The sequence below is a fragment of the Bacillus sp. FDAARGOS_235 genome (assembly GCF_002073415.2).
GTDB classification, from domain to species: Bacteria; Bacillota; Bacilli; order Bacillales; family Bacillaceae_G; genus Bacillus_A; species Bacillus_A toyonensis.
In genome coordinates this window covers 1,923,813-1,942,685 of sequence record NZ_CP020437.2, presented here as the reverse complement: position 1 = coordinate 1,942,685, position 18,873 = coordinate 1,923,813, and the positions used below count along the sequence as shown (strand labels likewise).

Sequence of the window (18,873 nt, the reverse complement as noted above, 5' to 3'; positions counted from 1 at the left end):
AAAAATAGAAAATTATAATAGATTTACATTTTAAATAAGAAAAGGGGAAATAACTTGTGTCCATTTTAATTGTTGATGATAATCCGGTTAACATATTTGTAATTGAGAAAATTTTAAAACAAGCCGGATATCATGATCTTGTATCGCTCAATTCTGCACAAGAGCTCTTCGAATACATACAGTTTGGAAAAGATTCTTCCAGGCATAATGAAATTGACTTAATACTATTAGATATTATGATGCCTGAAATTGATGGACTTGAAGTTTGTAGGCGATTACAAAAAGAGGAGAAGTTTAAAGATATCCCTATTATTTTTGTTACAGCTTTAGAGGATGCAAATAAATTAGCCGAAGCTCTTGATATGGGGGCAATGGATTATATTACGAAACCTATAAATAAAGTTGAACTATTAGCGCGTATGCGTGTAGCATTACGCTTGAAATCGGAATTAAATTGGCATAAAGAACAAGAAGAAAATCTTCGGAATGAACTAGATTTAGCTACACAAGTACAAAGAAACTTATTAAGTAGCCCATTAAGAGAAGATCATATAAAAATTGAAGCAAGTTACTTACCGTCATTCAAACTAGCTGGAGATATGTATTATTGGTACAAAATCGATGAAAATCGCTACGGTATTATATTATTAGATGTGATGGGACATGGTATATCTGCTTCATTAGTTTGTATGTTTATTTCTTCTGTATTACGCGAAACAATTAAATGTTTAATTGATCCAGAACTCGTCATTAAAGAATTAAATAAATATATGACCCTTTTACATAATGACAATGATAATATTCCATATTATTTTACGGCCATATACTTAGTTGTTAATACAGAAGATAGAACGATTGAATATGTGAATGCAGGACATCCTGCTGGATATGTTTTAGTTGATGAAACAAATGTAGTTGAACTGAATCGCGGGAGTTGTGCAGTAGGGTTTTTTGATGAAATAAAGGTAGAAAAGACAGTCATACCTTTTAATAAGAACGCTCAAATATTATTATTTACAGATGGTGTTCTTGAAGCAATTGCAAATGATGAATTTGAGTCTGAAGAGAAATTACGTGCTTTTACAGAAAGAAAATGGGGGGATTTAGAAGAAGAGATAGAAGGGTTTTATAAGGAAGAACAGAAGAAAACACAATCAGATGATATATGTCTCATTATGATAAAAACGAATGCGAAATAAAAAGCGTATGAAATCCAAACAGAGGATTTCATACGCTTTTTATTGTATTTTTTGATAAATTTGTTCACTAGGATTAAATTGGGTATAATGCGGCATTATATTTGAAAAACGAAGAGTTTCTTTATTCCCCAAACATAGGAATCCATTGTGGCCTAAACTTTCATAAAATAGTTGCTGTACTTGATTTTGAAGTTTACTTGTAAAGTAAATTAAAACGTTACGACAAAGTATAATATGAAATTCGTTAAAAGATTGATCAGTTACTAAATTATGCTGTGCAAAAATAATGTTTTGTAAAAGTGATGGATTAAAATAAGCAAAACGATTATCTGTTGAATAATAGTTAGAAAATGCTTGTGTACCGCCAGCTTGTAAATAGTTTTTCGTATAAGTTTGCATTTTATTTAACGGGAGGATAGCTTGTTTTGCTTTTTCTAACACATTTGTATTCATATCTGTTGCGTAAATAACCGACTTTTCACTTAATCCTTCTTCGTGAAGTAAGATGGACATTGATAATACTTCTTCACCAGTTGCGCATCCAGCATGCCAAATTCTAATTTCAGGATTCTTTTTTAATTCAGGAATTACATGCTCTCTAAGCGCTTTAAAAAAGGCAGGGTTACGGAACATCTCAGTTACATTAATCGAGAAGTCATTTAATAACTGTTCTAAAACCCCTTCCTCGTGAATTACTTTTTCAATTAATTTTGAAATGGTTGGGATATTAGAGAGCTGCATTCGATTACAAATCCTTCTATAAATAGATGTGCGAGCATATTGGCGAAAATCAAATCCTGATAGTTTAAATACCGCTTCTAATAGTAATTCAATTTCTAAGTTCGTGCGCTCATCCGTATCTACTGATGGATCAAAATTATAATACTTATTTTCCACTCCAACTAAACCTCACTTATTTTATTAACCATACACTCATTACCGAATAGAGTTGATGTAGATTTAATGGTTTACTTATATAATCTGAAGCGCCAGCAGATAAACATTTTTCCTTATCATTTGGCATTGCTTTAGCAGTTAATGCGATAATAGGTATTTCATTTAACCCTAAATTCATTCGGATATTTTCCATCGTTTCATAACCGTCCATATTCGGCATCATAATATCCATTAAAATAAGGTCAATATTTGTATTGCTTTTTAGTATTTTTAAACACTCTATGCCGTTTTGGGCAGTAATAATGTTGGCATTTTGTTTTTTTAATGCATTTTGTAAAGCAAATATATTTCGATGATCATCATCGACAATTAAAATGGTTTTCTCTTGGAAGACGTTATTTGTTTCGGTAGTAACGATAGTTTCCTCAATAACTTCAGCAGGAATAACATCTTCTATCGTTGCTGCGACTTCTAAATTGGATACTTGGATTTCATTTAAGCCATTTGGAAGGTTAGGAATATATACCGTGAAAGTACTACCTTCTCCTACATTACTCTCTAATGTAATCCAACCACCTAACAATCTAGCAAACTCTTTACAAATAGATAACCCTAAGCCTGTACCACCATATTTCCTAATTGTTGCTCCATCTGCCTGTTGAAAGGCTTCGAAAATAAGTTGATGCTGTTCTTTAGCGATACCAATACCAGTATCTTTTACTGAAATTGTAATCCAATCTTTACTTATAGACTGCATATCATGACTTAAATTGCTTGTTTCTATCGAATCGAAATGTAAAGAGACAGATCCTTTTTCTGTGAATTTAAATGCATTGGATAATAAGTTTTTAATAATTTGTTCAATCCGTTTTGCATCTGTATAAAACAGGTCAGGAATGGTGTCACTGTCTTCAATAGTAAATTCGACATTTTTTTGTGCAGCGATATGTAAAAAGTTTTGATGCATATTGGCTGCCATGTCACTTATGTTCGTTGCTTCAAAAATGATGTCTAGTTTGCCTGCTTCTACTTTAGATAAATCTAGTATGTCATTAATTAAAGTAAGTAAGTCTTTCCCTGATGAATGAATGACAGTTGCTAGTTCAATTTCATCATCCGATAAATGATTATCATGATTTTCTCTTAACATTTCAGATAATAGTAAAATACTATTTAACGGTGTGCGTAATTCATGTGACATATTTGCTAGGAACTCAGATTTGTATTTTGAGCTGCGTAACAACTCGCTTGCTTTTTCTTCTAATTCTGATTTGGTAATTTGTAAGTCAGCTGTCTTTTGTTCAGCTTCTTCAGTTCTAGACTCTAATTGTTCATTCGTTGTTCGTAATTCTTCAGCTTGCATTTGTAGTTCTTCAGCTTGCGTTTGTAATTCTTCTGATTGAACTTGTAACTCTTCTGTCATTGCTTGTGATTCATGTAAAAGAGTTTGAATTCGCATACGTCCTATAATGCTATGGATTGTTAAACCTAGATTATCAATAGTTTGTTGAATTAAATCTTGATGTAAGTCTGAAATCTCAGTTACACTTACTAACTCCATTACTGCAATTACTTCATCCTCAAATAAGATAGGGATGACTAGTAGATTTTTAGGACGTATTTCTAATACTCCGCTAGTGACATAACGAAACTCTTCGGGTATGTCACTGAGAATAAAACTTTTCTTTTCTAAGGCAGACTGTCCAATGAAACCTTCACCCATTTTAATAGATTGTTTTCCAATATCAGCACCTTGATCGGCGAAAGAAGCTTTTTTCACATAGTAGACAGTTTCTTCATATTCTTCACGTACATAAAATGCACCGCAAGAAGTTTGCGTTTTTTGTATAATTCCACTAAGAATTTTTTTACCTAACATCTCAATAGAAGATACACCTTGATACATTAAAATTAATTCTGCAAGCTCAGTTTGTAACCACTCTCTTTTCGATATTTCATCTAGTAGGTGATTTGTTGTATGAGCAAGATCTTTTATTTCATCATGTGTATTTACATGAATTCTTTCCGTAATTTTTTCTTTAGAAGAAATGGATTTAATAGCTTGAATTACATTTTTAATCGTTTTTGTAATGGAATTCGAAATATAGAGTGAAACGATAATGGAAATACAAGAAAGTAAGAACAATAAACTGTATAACCAAATCTCTAATTTATTATTTTCAATATCTAATTGTGCAGCTCTTTTTTTCGTTAGTTGCTCCTCAGTGCTCCGGAAGTTAGTTAGCTGCGACTGTAATGACTGAATTTGAGTCGTGTCGATTGTTTGTACATTATTACTATTATTATTTGTAATGAGTGGGTGAATCTCTTTATTAATCCAACTAGTAATGTTTTCGTTAATCTGTTTTAATTTTTCTTGCTGAGAGGGGTTATCCTCTAATAGAGCAAAAAGATCTTGATAATGTTTTTCGTAATCTTTTTCCGCGGAGTTAAGGGATTGCACGTAATTTGGGTTATTAGAAATGATAAACCCTTTCGCTTTATTTTCAATTGTTAGCAATTCTTTCTCCACTTGATTCGTTAAATTAAGAACTTTAAAATCGTGATCAATAATAAAATTACGAGATTTTTGTAAACTGGAAATCTCATTGTTTAGCATAATGAAAGAGATAAGTAAGAACAAAATGATAACTAAATAACCAGCCATAATTTTGTAGCGAATACTAAATTTTGCTTTCGAGTTCATTAAAAATTCCTACCTTCAAGAGTATTAAAAGTTTCCTATTGTAAAGAATGAAAAACGTAATATATATTATATCAGTTTTCATAAGGCCAAACTAGAAATCCCCCTATTGTATTAGGGGGTTCTTTTTTAATAGAGGAAATCATTTTGAAATAAAAATATATATGAAAGGTAGTAAACGAGGGAATAGAGGATAACAAACATTCTAAGAAGGAAAGAGTGTTCTTAAAGCTCTTTTTGCATCTATTCCTTCAAAAATAAATAATACAAGCTCTCTCTTTTTTACCGTAAGGAAAAAGGATACTAATGTGCTTAAGTTTTTAATAGAAGTAAGTGCTCCGTGTTTACCTATAAATACATTCGTTTGAAATGTTGTCATTAAAGCATAAAAATGATGGATCTGCGTTATTGTAGGTATTTCATTATAAGAAATAGTAGTAGAGTGAATGGCGTTCATTGCAATATTCCTTTCCATATAGTAAGCATAACAATATAAACATACCCGTTTTAAAAAATGTTAAACATATAAATAAGAAAAAATATAAGTATAGTTTTTTACGTTTAGAAAAGGTTAGGAAGGGTATACATATACTACAAAGAGATTGACTGAAGATGAATTGTAAGATGTCTATGTTTAGTAGATTAGTCTATCAAAATATACTTTTACTTTAAATAAAAAGGAGCCTGGTATACATGAATGAAATGATGATTGATATTACGTTTGATTTAATTTACTTGTTAAGTAGTTCGCTTGTAATACTGTTACTATTCGCTTTTTTCGTAAATGGTTATGTTAATAAGAAGATTAGTGTATACAGAAATGAAGAAGGATAAAGATGCATTATAAAAATAAAAGGGCGTATATGTATATAAAAATTTAGGAGGTTAATAGTTATGAATGTAGATAGAAAAATAGTAGGTGTTTTTAGAACAATTGATGATGCGGCACTCGTTATTAATGAATTAAATGATAAAGGATACTCAGCAGATAACATTTCAGCTATTGCGAAAGATCAAAAGGAAATTGAACATCTGGAAGAAAAGTCGGGTGAAAAAGTGAATAGCGAAACTGCACATAAAGCAGATATCTTTTCAGCGACAGGGCTTGTAGCAGGAGGTGTAGCAGGCGGACTCGGTGGTTTATTAACAGGTCTTGGTGTACTTGCCGTTTCTGGAATGGGTCCAATTGTAGCAGCAGGACCGATCGCGGCAGCTATTGGAGGAGCCGGTATTGGCGGAGGAGCTGGAAGTTTAATAGGAGCATTTATAGGGTTAGGAATTCCAGAAGAACATGCTAAAAAGTATGAAGAATATATTTACGATGGAAATATATTAATTTTAGTAGATGCAAAGTTAGATGATAAGTTAGAAATCTATAAAATATTTGATAAGCATAATGCCTATAACTCTGATTTCTTTAAATAATATGTACTTCATATATCAATTATGAAAAATGTGGAAATAGTGAATATCGTTTTTGATCTTACAACTTTGGCGCGGCCGAGGAGTCGTATGACTATAAGAGAGGAAGGGCTTATAGTAAAAGATCAAGTTCTATCATGTTATTTAAAAGGGAAGAGGTGCCTTTTCGTGATTGTAAAAATATTAAAGGATAGCAGTAATAGTTTCCTTTGTACAGTTCAAAACAAAAATGGAGACCAGTATGTGAAAAAATGGTTTAGTAAACATGAAAATAACAAAGAATTAGGGCGACCAACTTTTAAAGAAGTAGAAAAGGATTGGAAAGAAAATAGAGAATCGTTTATGTATCCCAATATTAAAGCGCTTTATTAAAATTAAACATAATGCGCGCTTTATTATTACAAAACTGTCACATTCCTGTAAGGTAATTCAATAGATTAGTTGCTTGTTCCATGCCATAATAAAGACATAAGAAAGCTAATTAAAACTACAACTTATTAGGAGAGTGTCAGTCATGATTGTAACAACAACGTCTGGAATTCAAGGTAAAGAAATTATTGAGTATATCGATATTGTAAATGGTGAAGCTATTATGGGTGCAAATATTGTCCGCGATTTATTCGCTTCTGTTCGTGATGTTGTCGGCGGTCGTGCTGGTTCTTATGAAAGCAAGCTAAAAGAAGCTCGTGATATCGCAATGGATGAAATGAAAGAACTTGCAAAACAAAAAGGTGCGAACGCTATTGTTGGTATTGACGTAGATTATGAAGTAGTTCGTGATGGAATGTTAATGGTTGCTGTAAGTGGTACAGCTGTACGTATATAAGTAAATAAAAAAACAGGCTCCCCCTCGAAGCTTATGCTTTGAGGGGATTTTTTTGTTTTCAATTTGTAGAAGTAAAGGAATGAGCTGGATCCTTTAGGAAAAAGCCCATTCTTTTCATTTAAGCTATTTTCGCTTCTATCTTAGTTTTGTTCATGACTAAAGTTAAAATGAACAAAACTAAGCTTAGAAGTGCCATTATAATAAAAATTTGCGTATAACTATTAAAATAGTCACGAGCGATTCCTGCTAAGACAGGAATGAATCCGCCCATAATGTATCCTCCTGACTGCATCATAGCAGTCCATGCACTCGCATCTTCGGAAGTTTTTGTTTCGTATAGCGGTAGCATGAGAGCGAGTGGAAATACGCCGCCGAGCCCGATACCTAATAAAATAGAAGGGATCCATGGTGTAGTTAGTGGGTAAATCATAAGCGATAAACCTGCGAGTACAAAGCATATACTCCCTAATAACCAAAGTGGTCTGTTTTTATAAATATCGGCTAATGTTGGAATTAAAAAGCTGCATATCATTTGAATAACTGTAAATACAGTTATTAGAGTACCAGCCTGTCCGCTACTGACACCCATACTTTGATTTGCTGGTGCTAGCCAAGTCGTAATGGAATAAAAGATTCCTGATTGTAGGCCGAAAAAGATTGTGAACAACCATGCTTTTTTATTTCTTAAAGGTAAATTATTATTCTTTTTATTTTGTATGCTCGTATTCTTTTTTCGTTTCATAACCGGATACCAAAATATAATAGCGATAATAGTAAGTACACCCCAAAAAGCGAGTGCCATATTCCAAGATCCTTTTAATACATGTTGTAAAGGAAGCGTTAATCCTGCGCTTAAAGAAGCGCCAGTTCCCATACCTACTGAATATATTCCAATCATTAAGCCGATTTTCGTAGGGAATTTTTCCTTAATAAAACCTGATAGTAACGGCCCTGCAAGTGCAATTCCAATGCCGATAAATAAAGCGCTTGTGAATAAGGTGAGAATGGAAGAAGTAAAAGCTCTCATACATGTCGCAAAGCCAATTAAAATAAGACAAGCCATAATTGCTTTTTCTGCCCCATATTTTTTAATTACCTTCCCGGTTAGTAAGGCGAATGTCCCCATACAAAAAACAGGAATGGCTGTTAAAAAACTAACGGAAAAATTGCTTATATTTAAGTCTTGTCGGATTGTTTCTAATAAAGGTGAAATAGATGTAATTCCGATACGTAAATTAATAGAAGTAAAAAATAGTGCTAGTATATACAAATAAGTTCGTTCTTGATGTTTCAATTTCATTTTCTCCTCTCTTAAACATCAGATGTTATTGAGTATATCATCTGATGTTTAAGTGTAATATATAAGGAGCTTATTTCAGCTCCAAATTTTGAACAACGTATGTTCGAGCCTCTTCGGCATTTTGTTTTAATATAGCTTGGAATAATTTTTCATGAATTTCAGAGTTATCTTCATAGTCAGCTGTATTTAATATTAATTGGCTTAAAATATGACGAAGGGCAGGCACGAAAGATTGATATAAATCAAGTAGAACTTCGTTTTTGCTCGCCGTTGCAATTGCTAAATGAAACTGAATGTCTGCATCTATGTAAGCTACATAATTTCCTTCTCGAAGGGCATTTCTTCTTTTATCCAAATGTCCTTTTAAGTATAAAAGATCCTCTTCGCTTCGGCGCTGTGCCGCTAACATAGCTACTTCTTTATCTAACATATTTCGTGCTTCATACACATGATTAATATTTGCTGCCTGCAATCGTTTTTCAAATGAATCTTGCGTAGTATTTAGTGAGACAATACGAGTACCTTGTCCTTGTCGAACTTCTAAGATACCAGCATGTACTAATATCTTTATGCTTTCTCGCAGCGTCGAACGCCCTACACCTAACTCTTCCATTAATTGGGGCTCTGTAGGGAGGCGATCACCAACTTCGTACTCGCCAGAAAAGATTTTTTCTTGTAGACGTTCCAACACTTCATCGACTAATTTTCGTCGAGAAACTTTTGAAAAAGATTTCTTTTCATTTATATTCATCTGCTCATCTCCTGTTATATTCGCTTTTATAATAACCAATTTAAGTTCTGTTGACAATGTTATTTTTTAGGTGGTTGAAGCGGAATACTAAAATCAGATTTATAAGGCATAAAAAAATCCATTTTGAAAAAAATCAATCAAAATGAATTCTTCAACCGCATTTAATAACTCGTCAAAAATACTTTTCCTTTTGCTTTCTCAGCAGACTGCACAACATCAACCGCAGTTTTCACATCCGCTAAGTCATACGTAGAATGTACTGTCATAAAACGTAATTTTTTATCCTCAACTAAACGAATTAAGTGACGAAACGTTTCTTGCCATTTATACGGTGACACGTCTGTATTCCAATGTCGTAAATGAAATATGTTAGCATGCACCTTTGCTTTCGTAACAATTTCGGCCCAGTTTATTTGTACGCCTGATAGAAGACCGATAGTTAAAAAGTGTCCATTTGGACGTACACAAAATGCTAATTCATTTCCATCGGATCCTCCAATAGAATCAATCGCAGCATCTGCGCCTATCCCGTTCGTTAACTCCAAAACGGTTTCATAAAGCGGAACAGTGGAAGTATCTATTACATATTCAGCACCGAGCTGAAGTAATTTCTCTGTATGTTTACTATTTCTAGTCACTGCAATGAGTCGAAAGTTTAAAATTTGTGATAACTGTGCAAAAAGATGACCGATAGCGGATCCACAAGCGTTTACTAATAAAACGTTATCTCGTTTTAAGTTTAGCGTTTCTGTACACGTAACCCAAGCTGTTAATAGGTTGATGTACATTTGTGCAGCTGTAAAATCATCAATTGAATCGGGAATAAGAACTACAAAATCAGCTGATGTCTTCACATATTCTTGCCAAGTACCTTCCCCGCGTAAAGGTAGCACGCGTTTACCGATAAGGTCTCTAGAAACACTCGCACCAACATCTTCAACAATACCAACACCTTCATAACCAGGTATGTTAGGCAAAGGAATTCTATGTGCATACGCTCCAGTTACAGGAATTAAGTCAGATGGATTAATCGGTCTAACTAACATACGAACTAGCACTTCATTATCTTTTACTGGTTCTATATTTTTATATTCAACTTGTAATACATCTTTTGGGCTACCAAACTTATGAAATTGAATGCATGTTCCGCGCAAAATAATGGTTCCTCCTTAATGTAGTCAAATGTATTATAGCATTTTTAGCTTGGCTATTTATTTCGTTATATATATAAGGGAATAGAAATTTTAAAGAGGGAGTAAACATGAAGAATTAGCCCAATAAAAACTAAAGTTAAAGGCACCCGAACGAGTGCTTTTATTTTGTTTTTACCAATATAATTTAAAGATTATACATAAATGGGGGAGTCAGCATGAATAAAAAGATAATCTGGGGAATTTTAGGGATTGTTGTGATCATGATAGCCCTTGTGAGTATGAATGTATTACAAAAAAATGCCAAAGAAGCAGAGGAAAAGAAGAAACGTGAAGCTAGCTATGTTCAAGCCGCAGCGGAATTTTATAATAATATTGAATTAATGGGATTTGTTGCTGATTTTGTTTTACCGCAATATTCAGAGTCCTGGTCTAAAGCTATTGATGAACGCCGAAATTTTAACATAGCTTTAAATGCTAAGAAAAAATCTCTAAATTCAATGGTGGCTCAATCTTCTGTAATATATAGTGATATGGAAGGGCAATTAAAAACGGTATCTGAAGCTGCGAAAGAAAATCCAAATAAGTACAAAGAACTTTATGATGAATACAAGAAGATGTATGGAATTATTACATCTTTAAAGGAACAAACAGAATCTCCTAGTGGAACTCTGATAACGTTTAATCAAAATGCAAACATGTTATTCCAAGAATACAAGAAATATAAAGGGAATATTGATGTGGCTATATCAGAGGATATAAAAAATGAAGTAGAGAAGATTCAAGAAAAAAACAAAAAATAATCGCAAAATAAAATATATGGCCTAAAAAGAACAATTTTAAATTCTATTATATAATGAGGGCTTTAAAAGTTTGTAATGGGGGAATTATAGATGGAGCTATTTAAAGGTAAAGTTGTTTGTCCAAGATGTGATGGGAATGGTCTCGTTTGTAAAGTTGAAATAAAAGACATTGATAAAGTTGTATATGTTTGTGATGAATGTGACGCAACGTGGTTACATAAGGATAGGTTTGGGATGAATAATTTTGTGAACTACGAGACGTTTCTTAGAGAAAATTCATTGTCTTATATGGAGGCTAATGTTGTTCGTTTAGGCTATGATTGGTACAAAGGATAAGCGATTTTTCAAATAGAAGAAGCTACTTTTAAAGTAGCTTCTTCTATTTGTCTATTAAGCCGAAGCCTTCTTCATTCTCTCAAGTAAACTAGATAAAATATGCGTACGATAAGATTCTAGTTTTTTACCTTCATAAGTACGGATACCTAATTTTTTAAGTTCTTTTACATACCAACCTTTGCTTCCGAAATACATGTGATCGCTCCCCTTCAACTTTGTTTTATTTGTTCTGATTGTACTTGGAGGTACAGGTAATATAATGAAGGAAATGAATTTCGTGCGAAAATGGTTAACTTTGTTGCAAAAGACATATATACTAAAGGTAGTATATAACGAGGTGGGCAAGACGTGATTATAGAGAAGCACGAAATTCAAATTGACCAAATTACGAGCGGTAAAGTGAATATCTTTACTTTCTATAGAAATAGAAAGCAAATTGATGATCATTTTTTACGTTTACAAGAACCATCGCTTACAGCAAACTACTTCTTCCATTTTCATTTTGATGCAGAGAGCTTACACCTTCTGCAGGAAGAGTTTCCGGGCATATATCCGTACGACGGTAGTGAAACGATTCATAACTGGACGGAAAAGATGAAGGCAGAATTGCAACATCAGATCCAAACAGGTAAATGGAATAAACGCGTACGTATCGGTAATCGCATTCTAGATGTGGAGTTTACGTGGTGCGACGAAGATATAGTAGAGTAAAAAAGAAGCGGATGACGCTTCTTTTTTAGCGCTGGAATAAAACGAGCTTACCTGCAGAAGATGTGCAGCGATGTGTTTTTTCGTGCAATCCTTTTTCTTGTAAAATAGATTCACCTTTTGCTTTCGCTTCTTTTTCAGTTGCCGCCTCAAATGATTCGTCCAATGCTTTTGAACCATCTTTTTCAAAGACTGTTAGAACGTATACTCCCATGAAAATTCCCTCCAAAAATTAAAATCAGAATCTTATAACTATTTTGGCATAAATCACTAGAATATGCAAAGAAATATATGACATTGCATGTTACAATAAAGTGACACTTTAATAAGCAGGGGAGTTTTTCATCCCCTGCTTATTATTAGTGGAACCAATCGGGTATTTAAGGGCAGTTAACTTTCAGATTGCCTTCCTTGCCTATTGCCCGTTAGTACGGGATAAAATGAAACTTTTGAAATATAGAAAGGATCGTTATTTGTGAAACAAGTGAAGTTTATACATGCGGCTGATTTGCATTTGGATAGTCCGTTTAAAGGGATGGAAATGAATGTACCGCAGTCTGTTTGGGAGAGAATGAAGCAAAGTACGTTTGAATCGTTCGAACGTATTATTGATAAAGCGATTCAAGAGCGCGTTGATTTCGTATTACTAGCCGGGGATTTGTATGATGCGGAGACGCGAAGTTTGCGGGCGCAAGTGTTTGTGCGTGAGCAAATGAAGAGACTTTCGCAGTACGATATCCCTGTTTTTATTATTCATGGTAACCATGACCATTTAGGGGGGAGCTGGGCTGCAATTGAGTTTCCAGAAAATGTTCATGTGTTTACGGAGCCTTATGTAGAAGAGAAATCATTTTATAAAAATGGTGAACTGTTAGCTTCTATTTACGGATTTAGTTATTTGCAGCAAGCAGTAACGGATAATATGACAGCGCAGTTTACGAGAATGAGTGATGCGCCTTTTCATATTGGCATGCTTCACGGAAGTGTGGAAGGAGATGCAGAGCATAATCGCTACGCACCGTTTCAAATTCGTGAGCTGAAAGAAAAGCAGTTTGACTATTGGGCTCTTGGCCATATACATAAACGTGAAATTTTATCAGAAGAGCCGTACATTATTTATTCAGGTAATATACAAGGGCGTCATCGTAAAGAGACAGGGGAAAAGGGTGCGTACCTTATTGAACTTACGAAACAAGGAACGCATTGCTCATTTTTCCATACGGCAGATGTTGTATGGGATGAAATAGAAGTGAATATTGATGGACTTGAAACTGTTGATGAAATTATGACGAGCATATCTACTGCGATGAATGAGTGCCGAAGAGAAGAGGGAGGGACGCTTTTAACTGTCGTATTCACAGGGCAGGGCCCACTTTCTCCTTATTTGCGTGACGAAAAGCGTGTGGAAGAGATTTTTCACATTTTAGCATCTGGAGAAGAGCGAAAAGATTTCGTATATGCGATGAAATGGAAAAATGAGACGGTTTCTTTTGCAGAAATAGAGCGTTTGAAAGAAGAAAATCATTTTGTCGGTAGTGTACTGAAAGAGTTAGAAGCTTTCACAAATATGGACGGCGTGTTGCGCACCATTTGGACATCTCCTGTAGCGCGTAATAGTATTGAATCTTTTACAGAAGAAGAGAAGAAAGAGATTCAAAAGGAAGCGGAAAATATTATTTTAGAACAATTATTCCAGCAAGAGAGGGATAAGAAATGAGAATGGAAAAACTCCATATTTATGGATACGGAAAATTAGAAAATGTGGAAATGGATCTGTCGATGCTGACGGTGTTGTACGGTGAAAATGAAGCGGGGAAATCGACAATTCGCTCATTTATGAAAAGTATTCTGTTCGGTTTTCCGACGAGAGGACAGCGCCGTTATGAGCCGAAAGAAGGCGGAAAGTATGGTGGTGCAGTTACTGTACAAACAGAGAAGTACGGCCGTTTGAAAATTGAACGATTACCAAAGACGGCAGCTGGTGAGGTGACCGTTTATTTTGAAGATGGAAAAACGGGCGGCGAGGAAATTTTACACGATATATTAAGCGGGATGAATGAAAGTTTATTTGAATCTGTTTTTTCTTTTGATATGCATGGGTTGCAAAATATTCATCAGCTTGGTGAAGCGGATATCGGAAATTATTTATTTTCGGCAAGCGCAGTTGGAAGCGATGCGTTATTACAGCTCGATAAAAAGCTAGAGAAAGAAATGGATCAGCGCTTTAAGCCGAGTGGTCGTAAGCCAGAGATTAATATGTCACTGCAAGAGATGAAGAAGCTTGAAGAGAAGATGAAAGAGTGGCAAGGGAAAATTGGCACGTATGAAAAACAGGTCGAGCAGTTAAAAGAGGATGAAGAGAAGCTTGCCTCTGTTCGTGCGGAGAAGGAGAACGCGGAAAAGCGAAAGCAAGATTATGAAATATTAGCAGCGCTTGAGCCTCTCGTTATTGAAAAGCATGCGCATGAGAAAGTGTTAGAATATGAAAAAAGGCAATTTCCTGTAAACGGAACGGCGCGCTATGAAGCGATAAAGGCGAAGATGGAGCCGCTTCAATTACAAGTTGATTCGCTCCATAAGAAAATAGAGACAGTGCAATCGGAAATTGCCTCGATTCAAATAGATGAAGAGTTTTTACAAAAAGAAAGTTATGTAGAAGAACTTCGCATGCAGCATATGTCGTATGAAAATGCACGCCAAGAAATGCGAGATATGACGGGGAATATTGCGAATATAAAAGAAGAAATAGCAGAATTAGAGCAACAAATTGGTGCTACTTTTGAAAAAGAAACAGTTCTTTCGTTTGATATGAGTTTGGCAACGAAAGAGCTAATTACACAAACAGTGCAAAAAGCGCGCGAATTAGAAACGCAAAAAGCACAGCTCGATGATCGCTTCAAAGTAGCGCAAGAGCAGTTAGAAGAACAAGAAGAAAATATAAGACAGATCAAGAAACAAATGTTAGCTGATGAAGAGCGTGCTACATTAGCTGAGAAAGAAAAATCGTTCCAAGACGCGGCGTTTATCGGTATGGGTGCGGATAGAATGAAGCGTAAGTATGAGGAAAAAGTAGGAGTGGCTACGCAAAAGAAAAAGCAGTGGCAAAGAGTTTGTCTTCTGTTACTTCTTATTAACACAGGTGTTTTATTCACGAGCTTATTTATAGATAACCGCCAGCTTTTATTTATTAGTGTCATTGTTTTTGTAGGGATTGTTCTCGCCCTTGTTTTATATAAAGATCCGTCAAGTGGATTACAAGAAGAACTTTTTACTCTTCAGCAAAGTGCTGGCGGAAGACAAAGTGAAGAAGCGATGTCCGTTCGCTATCAATTAGAAAAAGATGAAGAGATCCGTAAGCTATTTGAGCGCGAGTCATATAAGTTACAGCAAATGGAACGAGCTTATGATAAAGTCGTTTCATCGTATGAGGAATGGGAGAGAGAAACGTTCCGCGCAGGAGAACAAGTCGATGCGTATAAATCGCGCTATATGTTCCCTGAATTTTATACGTATGCACACATATTGCCGGCATTTGAGCGGATTGAAAAAATGCAGCAACTGTATCGTGAAGTAGAGAAACAAAGCACGCGGAAATCTTCATTATATGAAATGATTTCGCACTTTGAACATAAACTAGAAACTGTTATCGGTAGCGCGGAGTATAATAAGCTGCACGAGGCACAAAGTCGTATGCAAAATGAGAAAGAAAAGCGCCAGACTTGTAAGCAACTAAAAGAGAAGTTGACGGAATGGCAAGAAGAATATGAGTTCATGCAAGAGCAATTGAAACAGCTACTAGTAGAACGAGATAGTTTGTGGCATATTGCAGAGGTTACAGATGAAGAGATGTTTTTAGAAGCAGGTAAACTGGCAGAGAAATGTGAAGATGCAGAGAAACAAGTGGGGCGTTTATTACCGCAAATTGAGCTTTTAGAGCAGCGTTTAACGAGTTTGTCATTAGCTGAACATTATGAAGCTGAAGGTTATGAGGAAAAATTAAAGCGAGAAATGACAGTCGTGCGAAACTGTCTTGCAAAAGAGAAAGAACTGACAGAGCGCATTGCGAAACATCGTATGGAAATTGAGAATTTAGAAGAAGGCAGTACGTACGGTGATTTAATGCATGAATGGGAAATGAAAAAAGCGCAAGTGCGCGAACAAGTGAAAAAGTGGGCTGCTTATGCGGCAGCAAAGACGGTGTTAACGAAAACGAAGCAATACTATCATGAGGTACATTTGCCTCGTATTTTACAAAAATCAGAAGAGTATTTCTTCTATTTAACGGGCGGGCGCTATAGTAAAATCTTTTCACCGTCAGAGGCGGAGCCGTTCATTGTTGAACGTAACGACGGTATACGTTTTTACAGTCATGAACTAAGCCAAGCGACAGCGGAGCAATTGTATTTATCATTACGATTTGCATTAGCGAAAACATTTGAGCATGATTATCCATTTATTATTGACGATAGTTTCGTGCATTTTGATGTGGTAAGGACGAATCGAACGATTGAACTAATAAAGGAAATTGCGAAAGATAGACAAGTCATCTTCTTTACATGTCATGCGCATTTGTTAACGTATTTCACAGAAGAACAGATTATAAAATTAACGCATAAGCGTAAAGAAAATGAGTTGTAGTGTGCTATACTAAAAGTAACTGATTTGGTGGAGGAATTCGAATGAAAAAGAAAATTGCAGAATATGAAGTTGGTGAACAAGTCGATGTTTTCTTGTTAATTAAAACAGCGACAAAAGGTCTCGCAAGTAATGGGAAGCCGTTTTTAACAGTAATTTTACAAGACCCAAGTGGAGATATTGAAGCGAAGCTATGGGATGTATCACCAGAAGTTGAGAAACAATATGTAGCAGAAACAATCGTTAAAGTAGCTGGAGATATTTTAAACTATAAAGGACGTATTCAATTACGTGTGAAACAAATTCGAGTTGCGAATGAAAATGAAGTAACAGATATCTCGGACTTCGTAGAAAAAGCACCAGTGAAAAAAGAAGATATGGTTGAGAAAATTACGCAATACATATTTGAAATGAGAAACCCGAACATTCAGCGTCTAACAAGACATTTATTAAATAAGCATCAAAATGAGTTTTTAGAATATCCAGCAGCGACGAAAAATCATCACGAGTTCGTATCTGGACTAGCTTATCACGTCGTATCGATGCTAGATTTAGCGAAAGCTATCTCAGCTCTATACCCATCGTTAGATAAAGACTTACTATATGCAGGTGTTATTTTACATGATCTTGGTAAAGTAATTGAGCTATCTGGCCCAATTTCTACAACGTATACGTTAGAAGGAAATTTACTAGGCCACATTTCTATCATGGTGAACGAAATTGGGAAAGCAGCAGACGAGCTACAAATCGATGCAGAAGAAGTATTAATCTTGCAGCACATCGTCCTTTCTCACCACGGAAAAGCAGAATGGGGTAGCCCAAAACCACCATTAGTAAAAGAAGCAGAAATTCTGCACTACATTGACAACTTAGATGCAAAAATGAACATGATGGACCGCGCATTAGGACGTACAAAACCAGGCGAATACACAGAGCGTGTCTTCGCACTTGATAATCGTTCGTTCTATAAACCGACGTTCCATAATTAAGATTGTAAATAGAATGGCCTCATTAAGCGTTAAAAGCTTAGTGAGGCTGTTTTTGTATTAAAAATTAAATGAAATAGTTAAGAAGTACGCATGGGGTTAACGAAGAACGATTGAAACATATCTCACCACTAGAATGGGAGCATATCAACTTTAATATGGCAGATACTTAGAATCGCTTCAGCCTGTACAATAGGCCTAAAAATAAGAGTTGAAATTTGTTTAGCATATATTTTGGTTAAAAGGTGGGAGGGATCCCTATATAAAAAAGACACCCTAAGGTGCCTTTCCTCGACTAGATCGGAGTACCGCCAGCATTTCAGAAAAAATACAATAAGCTGTCCATATGGGCAGCTTATTTACATAATTCTCGTTCTCGGAAGTTGATCTTGTAGCGTTCTTTCTCGTAATTCACTATGTTTTCCAAAGAAAATAGTGAAAGGCAAGGCGCTGAATACATTTACAAAATGACAAAACTGTAAGAATACACGAATGTTTGTAAGAAAGTTCGATGTTTTCCTTTTTCTTTTTTTATTATAGTGAAAAAGAAGAACGAAATATTCTCTTATGTAGGAAAGGAAGATAATAATGATTGATCTATTAAATAAATGGATGTTAGAAAGTACAGGCAATTTCAATATCGTTGTAGGACTTACAGCACTTCTATTTTTGGGTTCAGTAATTGCACTTATTATTATTTACAAAAAAATTGGTAAACCATATGAAAGAACAAATGCTATTTATTTAAAAATTACTTCTCGTATGTTTACTATTCAGATTCTAATGAATGCTATATTTATTTCTTTAGTTGGTAAAGATATTGAGAATTTCCGTCAAATCTTTATATTATTTGAAGCTTTTGTATTCTTTATTGGAGCTATTTATTCGTTTAAATTATATAAACAGGAATGCAAATAATTCACTTATAAGAAACAATAAAAAATGTAAACTTTTCATTTTTAGTTAACTGTATATTCTATACATATGGGGTTAACATAACGTCTCATTATGAGGAGTCAATCTATCTAGAAACCTAGAAAAGCCCCTTCAGATTTTCTCAAGGGGCTTTTCGTTCATATAATCAGTGTTATCGGTAGTTAGGTCTCTTTAGTTGAATGGGAATATTTTGATCCAGTAGAAGAACGCAAAACCTCC

20 protein-coding genes are annotated in these 18,873 nt (G+C 34.8%); 12 read left to right on the top strand and 8 right to left on the bottom strand.

Annotated elements, in window-relative coordinates; translation table 11 throughout:
• The first annotated feature begins 56 nt into the window (after positions 1–56).
• Positions 57–1,199: a fused response regulator/phosphatase gene (locus tag A6J74_RS11810; protein ID WP_000025509.1), complete on the top strand. Its 1,143-nt coding sequence runs from the start codon at positions 57–59 to the stop codon at positions 1,197–1,199.
• Positions 1,200–1,238: 39 nt separating this feature from the next.
• Here the strand turns inward: A6J74_RS11810 and A6J74_RS11805 are convergent, their stop codons facing one another.
• The 3 genes from A6J74_RS11805 to A6J74_RS11795 all read right to left on the bottom strand — a co-directional run bounded on the left by A6J74_RS11805 (position 1,239) and on the right by A6J74_RS11795 (position 5,257).
• Positions 1,239–2,096 (bottom strand): CheR family methyltransferase, encoded by an 858-nt coding sequence (locus A6J74_RS11805; protein WP_000429037.1) that lies wholly within the window; start codon positions 2,094–2,096, stop codon positions 1,239–1,241.
• Positions 2,097–2,112: 16 nt separating this feature from the next.
• Positions 2,113–4,803: an ATP-binding protein gene (locus A6J74_RS11800; protein ID WP_001084950.1), complete on the bottom strand. Its 2,691-nt coding sequence runs from the start codon at positions 4,801–4,803 to the stop codon at positions 2,113–2,115.
• 202 nt (positions 4,804–5,005) lie between these two features.
• Entirely contained in the window at positions 5,006–5,257 is a 252-nt protein-coding gene (locus A6J74_RS11795) for a hypothetical protein (RefSeq protein ID WP_000991346.1), read from the bottom strand.
• Between the two features lie 236 nt (positions 5,258–5,493).
• Between A6J74_RS11795 and A6J74_RS30025 the strand changes: the two genes are divergently transcribed.
• The 4 genes from A6J74_RS30025 (at position 5,494) to A6J74_RS11775 (ending at position 7,048) form a co-directional block, all read left to right on the top strand.
• On the top strand, positions 5,494–5,634 hold the full coding sequence (locus A6J74_RS30025; RefSeq protein WP_001004563.1) for a hypothetical protein: 141 nt from the start codon (positions 5,494–5,496) through the stop codon (positions 5,632–5,634).
• 60 nt (positions 5,635–5,694) lie between these two features.
• Positions 5,695–6,225, top strand: coding sequence for a general stress protein (locus tag A6J74_RS11785; protein ID WP_001100091.1), 531 nt, complete (start codon positions 5,695–5,697; stop codon positions 6,223–6,225).
• Between the two features lie 165 nt (positions 6,226–6,390).
• A complete protein-coding gene (locus tag A6J74_RS11780) occupies positions 6,391–6,594 on the top strand; it encodes a DUF4028 family protein (protein ID WP_000635853.1) in 204 nt (67 codons plus the stop codon).
• Positions 6,595–6,736: 142 nt separating this feature from the next.
• Positions 6,737–7,048 carry a YbjQ family protein gene (locus tag A6J74_RS11775; protein WP_000637510.1) on the top strand — a complete coding sequence of 104 codons (312 nt, stop codon included), beginning with the start codon at positions 6,737–6,739 and terminating at the stop codon, positions 7,046–7,048.
• A 118-nt stretch (positions 7,049–7,166) separates the two neighbouring features.
• Here A6J74_RS11775 and A6J74_RS11770 read toward each other — a convergent pair whose 3' ends face one another.
• The 3 genes from A6J74_RS11770 to A6J74_RS11760 form a co-directional block, all read right to left on the bottom strand.
• The gene (locus A6J74_RS11770) at positions 7,167–8,348 is read right to left on the bottom strand and encodes an MFS transporter (RefSeq protein WP_000768277.1); all 1,182 of its coding nucleotides are present in this window, start codon (positions 8,346–8,348) and stop codon (positions 7,167–7,169) included.
• Positions 8,349–8,418: 70 nt separating this feature from the next.
• On the bottom strand, positions 8,419–9,099 hold the full coding sequence (locus A6J74_RS11765; protein ID WP_001024476.1) for a FadR/GntR family transcriptional regulator: 681 nt from the start codon (positions 9,097–9,099) through the stop codon (positions 8,419–8,421).
• Positions 9,100–9,260: 161 nt separating this feature from the next.
• The gene (locus A6J74_RS11760) at positions 9,261–10,256 is read right to left on the bottom strand and encodes a zinc-dependent alcohol dehydrogenase family protein (RefSeq protein ID WP_080609507.1); all 996 of its coding nucleotides are present in this window, start codon (positions 10,254–10,256) and stop codon (positions 9,261–9,263) included.
• A 212-nt stretch (positions 10,257–10,468) separates the two neighbouring features.
• Here A6J74_RS11760 and A6J74_RS11755 point away from each other — a divergent pair, with 212 nt between their 5' ends.
• Together A6J74_RS11755 and A6J74_RS11750 are read left to right on the top strand one after the other, a co-directional pair.
• On the top strand, positions 10,469–11,053 hold the full coding sequence (locus A6J74_RS11755; RefSeq protein ID WP_001034988.1) for a hypothetical protein: 585 nt from the start codon (positions 10,469–10,471) through the stop codon (positions 11,051–11,053).
• A gap of 90 nt (positions 11,054–11,143) precedes the next feature.
• Entirely contained in the window at positions 11,144–11,389 is a 246-nt protein-coding gene (locus A6J74_RS11750; protein ID WP_000418550.1) for a hypothetical protein, read from the top strand.
• 54 nt (positions 11,390–11,443) lie between these two features.
• Here A6J74_RS11750 and A6J74_RS11745 read toward each other — a convergent pair whose 3' ends face one another.
• The gene (locus A6J74_RS11745; protein ID WP_000273535.1) at positions 11,444–11,584 is read right to left on the bottom strand and encodes a YflJ family protein; all 141 of its coding nucleotides are present in this window, start codon (positions 11,582–11,584) and stop codon (positions 11,444–11,446) included.
• Positions 11,585–11,737: 153 nt separating this feature from the next.
• Here A6J74_RS11745 and A6J74_RS11740 point away from each other — a divergent pair, with 153 nt between their 5' ends.
• A complete protein-coding gene (locus tag A6J74_RS11740) occupies positions 11,738–12,100 on the top strand; it encodes a hypothetical protein (protein WP_000582774.1) in 363 nt (120 codons plus the stop codon).
• Between the two features lie 25 nt (positions 12,101–12,125).
• On the opposite strand, the gene A6J74_RS11735 is transcribed toward A6J74_RS11740, so the two are convergent.
• On the bottom strand, positions 12,126–12,311 hold the full coding sequence (locus tag A6J74_RS11735) for a YhzD family protein (protein ID WP_000539550.1): 186 nt from the start codon (positions 12,309–12,311) through the stop codon (positions 12,126–12,128).
• A 261-nt stretch (positions 12,312–12,572) separates the two neighbouring features.
• Between A6J74_RS11735 and A6J74_RS11730 the strand changes: the two genes are divergently transcribed.
• From A6J74_RS11730 to A6J74_RS11710, 4 genes are all read left to right on the top strand, one after another.
• The gene (locus tag A6J74_RS11730) at positions 12,573–13,814 is read left to right on the top strand and encodes a metallophosphoesterase family protein (protein ID WP_000815716.1); all 1,242 of its coding nucleotides are present in this window, start codon (positions 12,573–12,575) and stop codon (positions 13,812–13,814) included.
• Positions 13,811–16,735: an ATP-binding protein gene (locus tag A6J74_RS11725; RefSeq protein ID WP_001242208.1), complete on the top strand. Its 2,925-nt coding sequence runs from the start codon at positions 13,811–13,813 to the stop codon at positions 16,733–16,735. Before A6J74_RS11730 ends, A6J74_RS11725 begins: the two co-directional genes overlap by 4 nt.
• Positions 16,736–16,776: 41 nt before the next feature.
• Positions 16,777–17,721, top strand: a complete 945-nt coding sequence (gene yhaM / locus A6J74_RS11720; protein ID WP_000726648.1) for a 3'-5' exoribonuclease YhaM — start codon at positions 16,777–16,779, stop codon at positions 17,719–17,721.
• Positions 17,722–18,306: 585 nt separating this feature from the next.
• A complete protein-coding gene (locus A6J74_RS11710) occupies positions 18,307–18,636 on the top strand; it encodes a hypothetical protein (RefSeq protein ID WP_000566287.1) in 330 nt (109 codons plus the stop codon).
• The last annotated feature ends 237 nt before the right edge of the window (positions 18,637–18,873 follow it).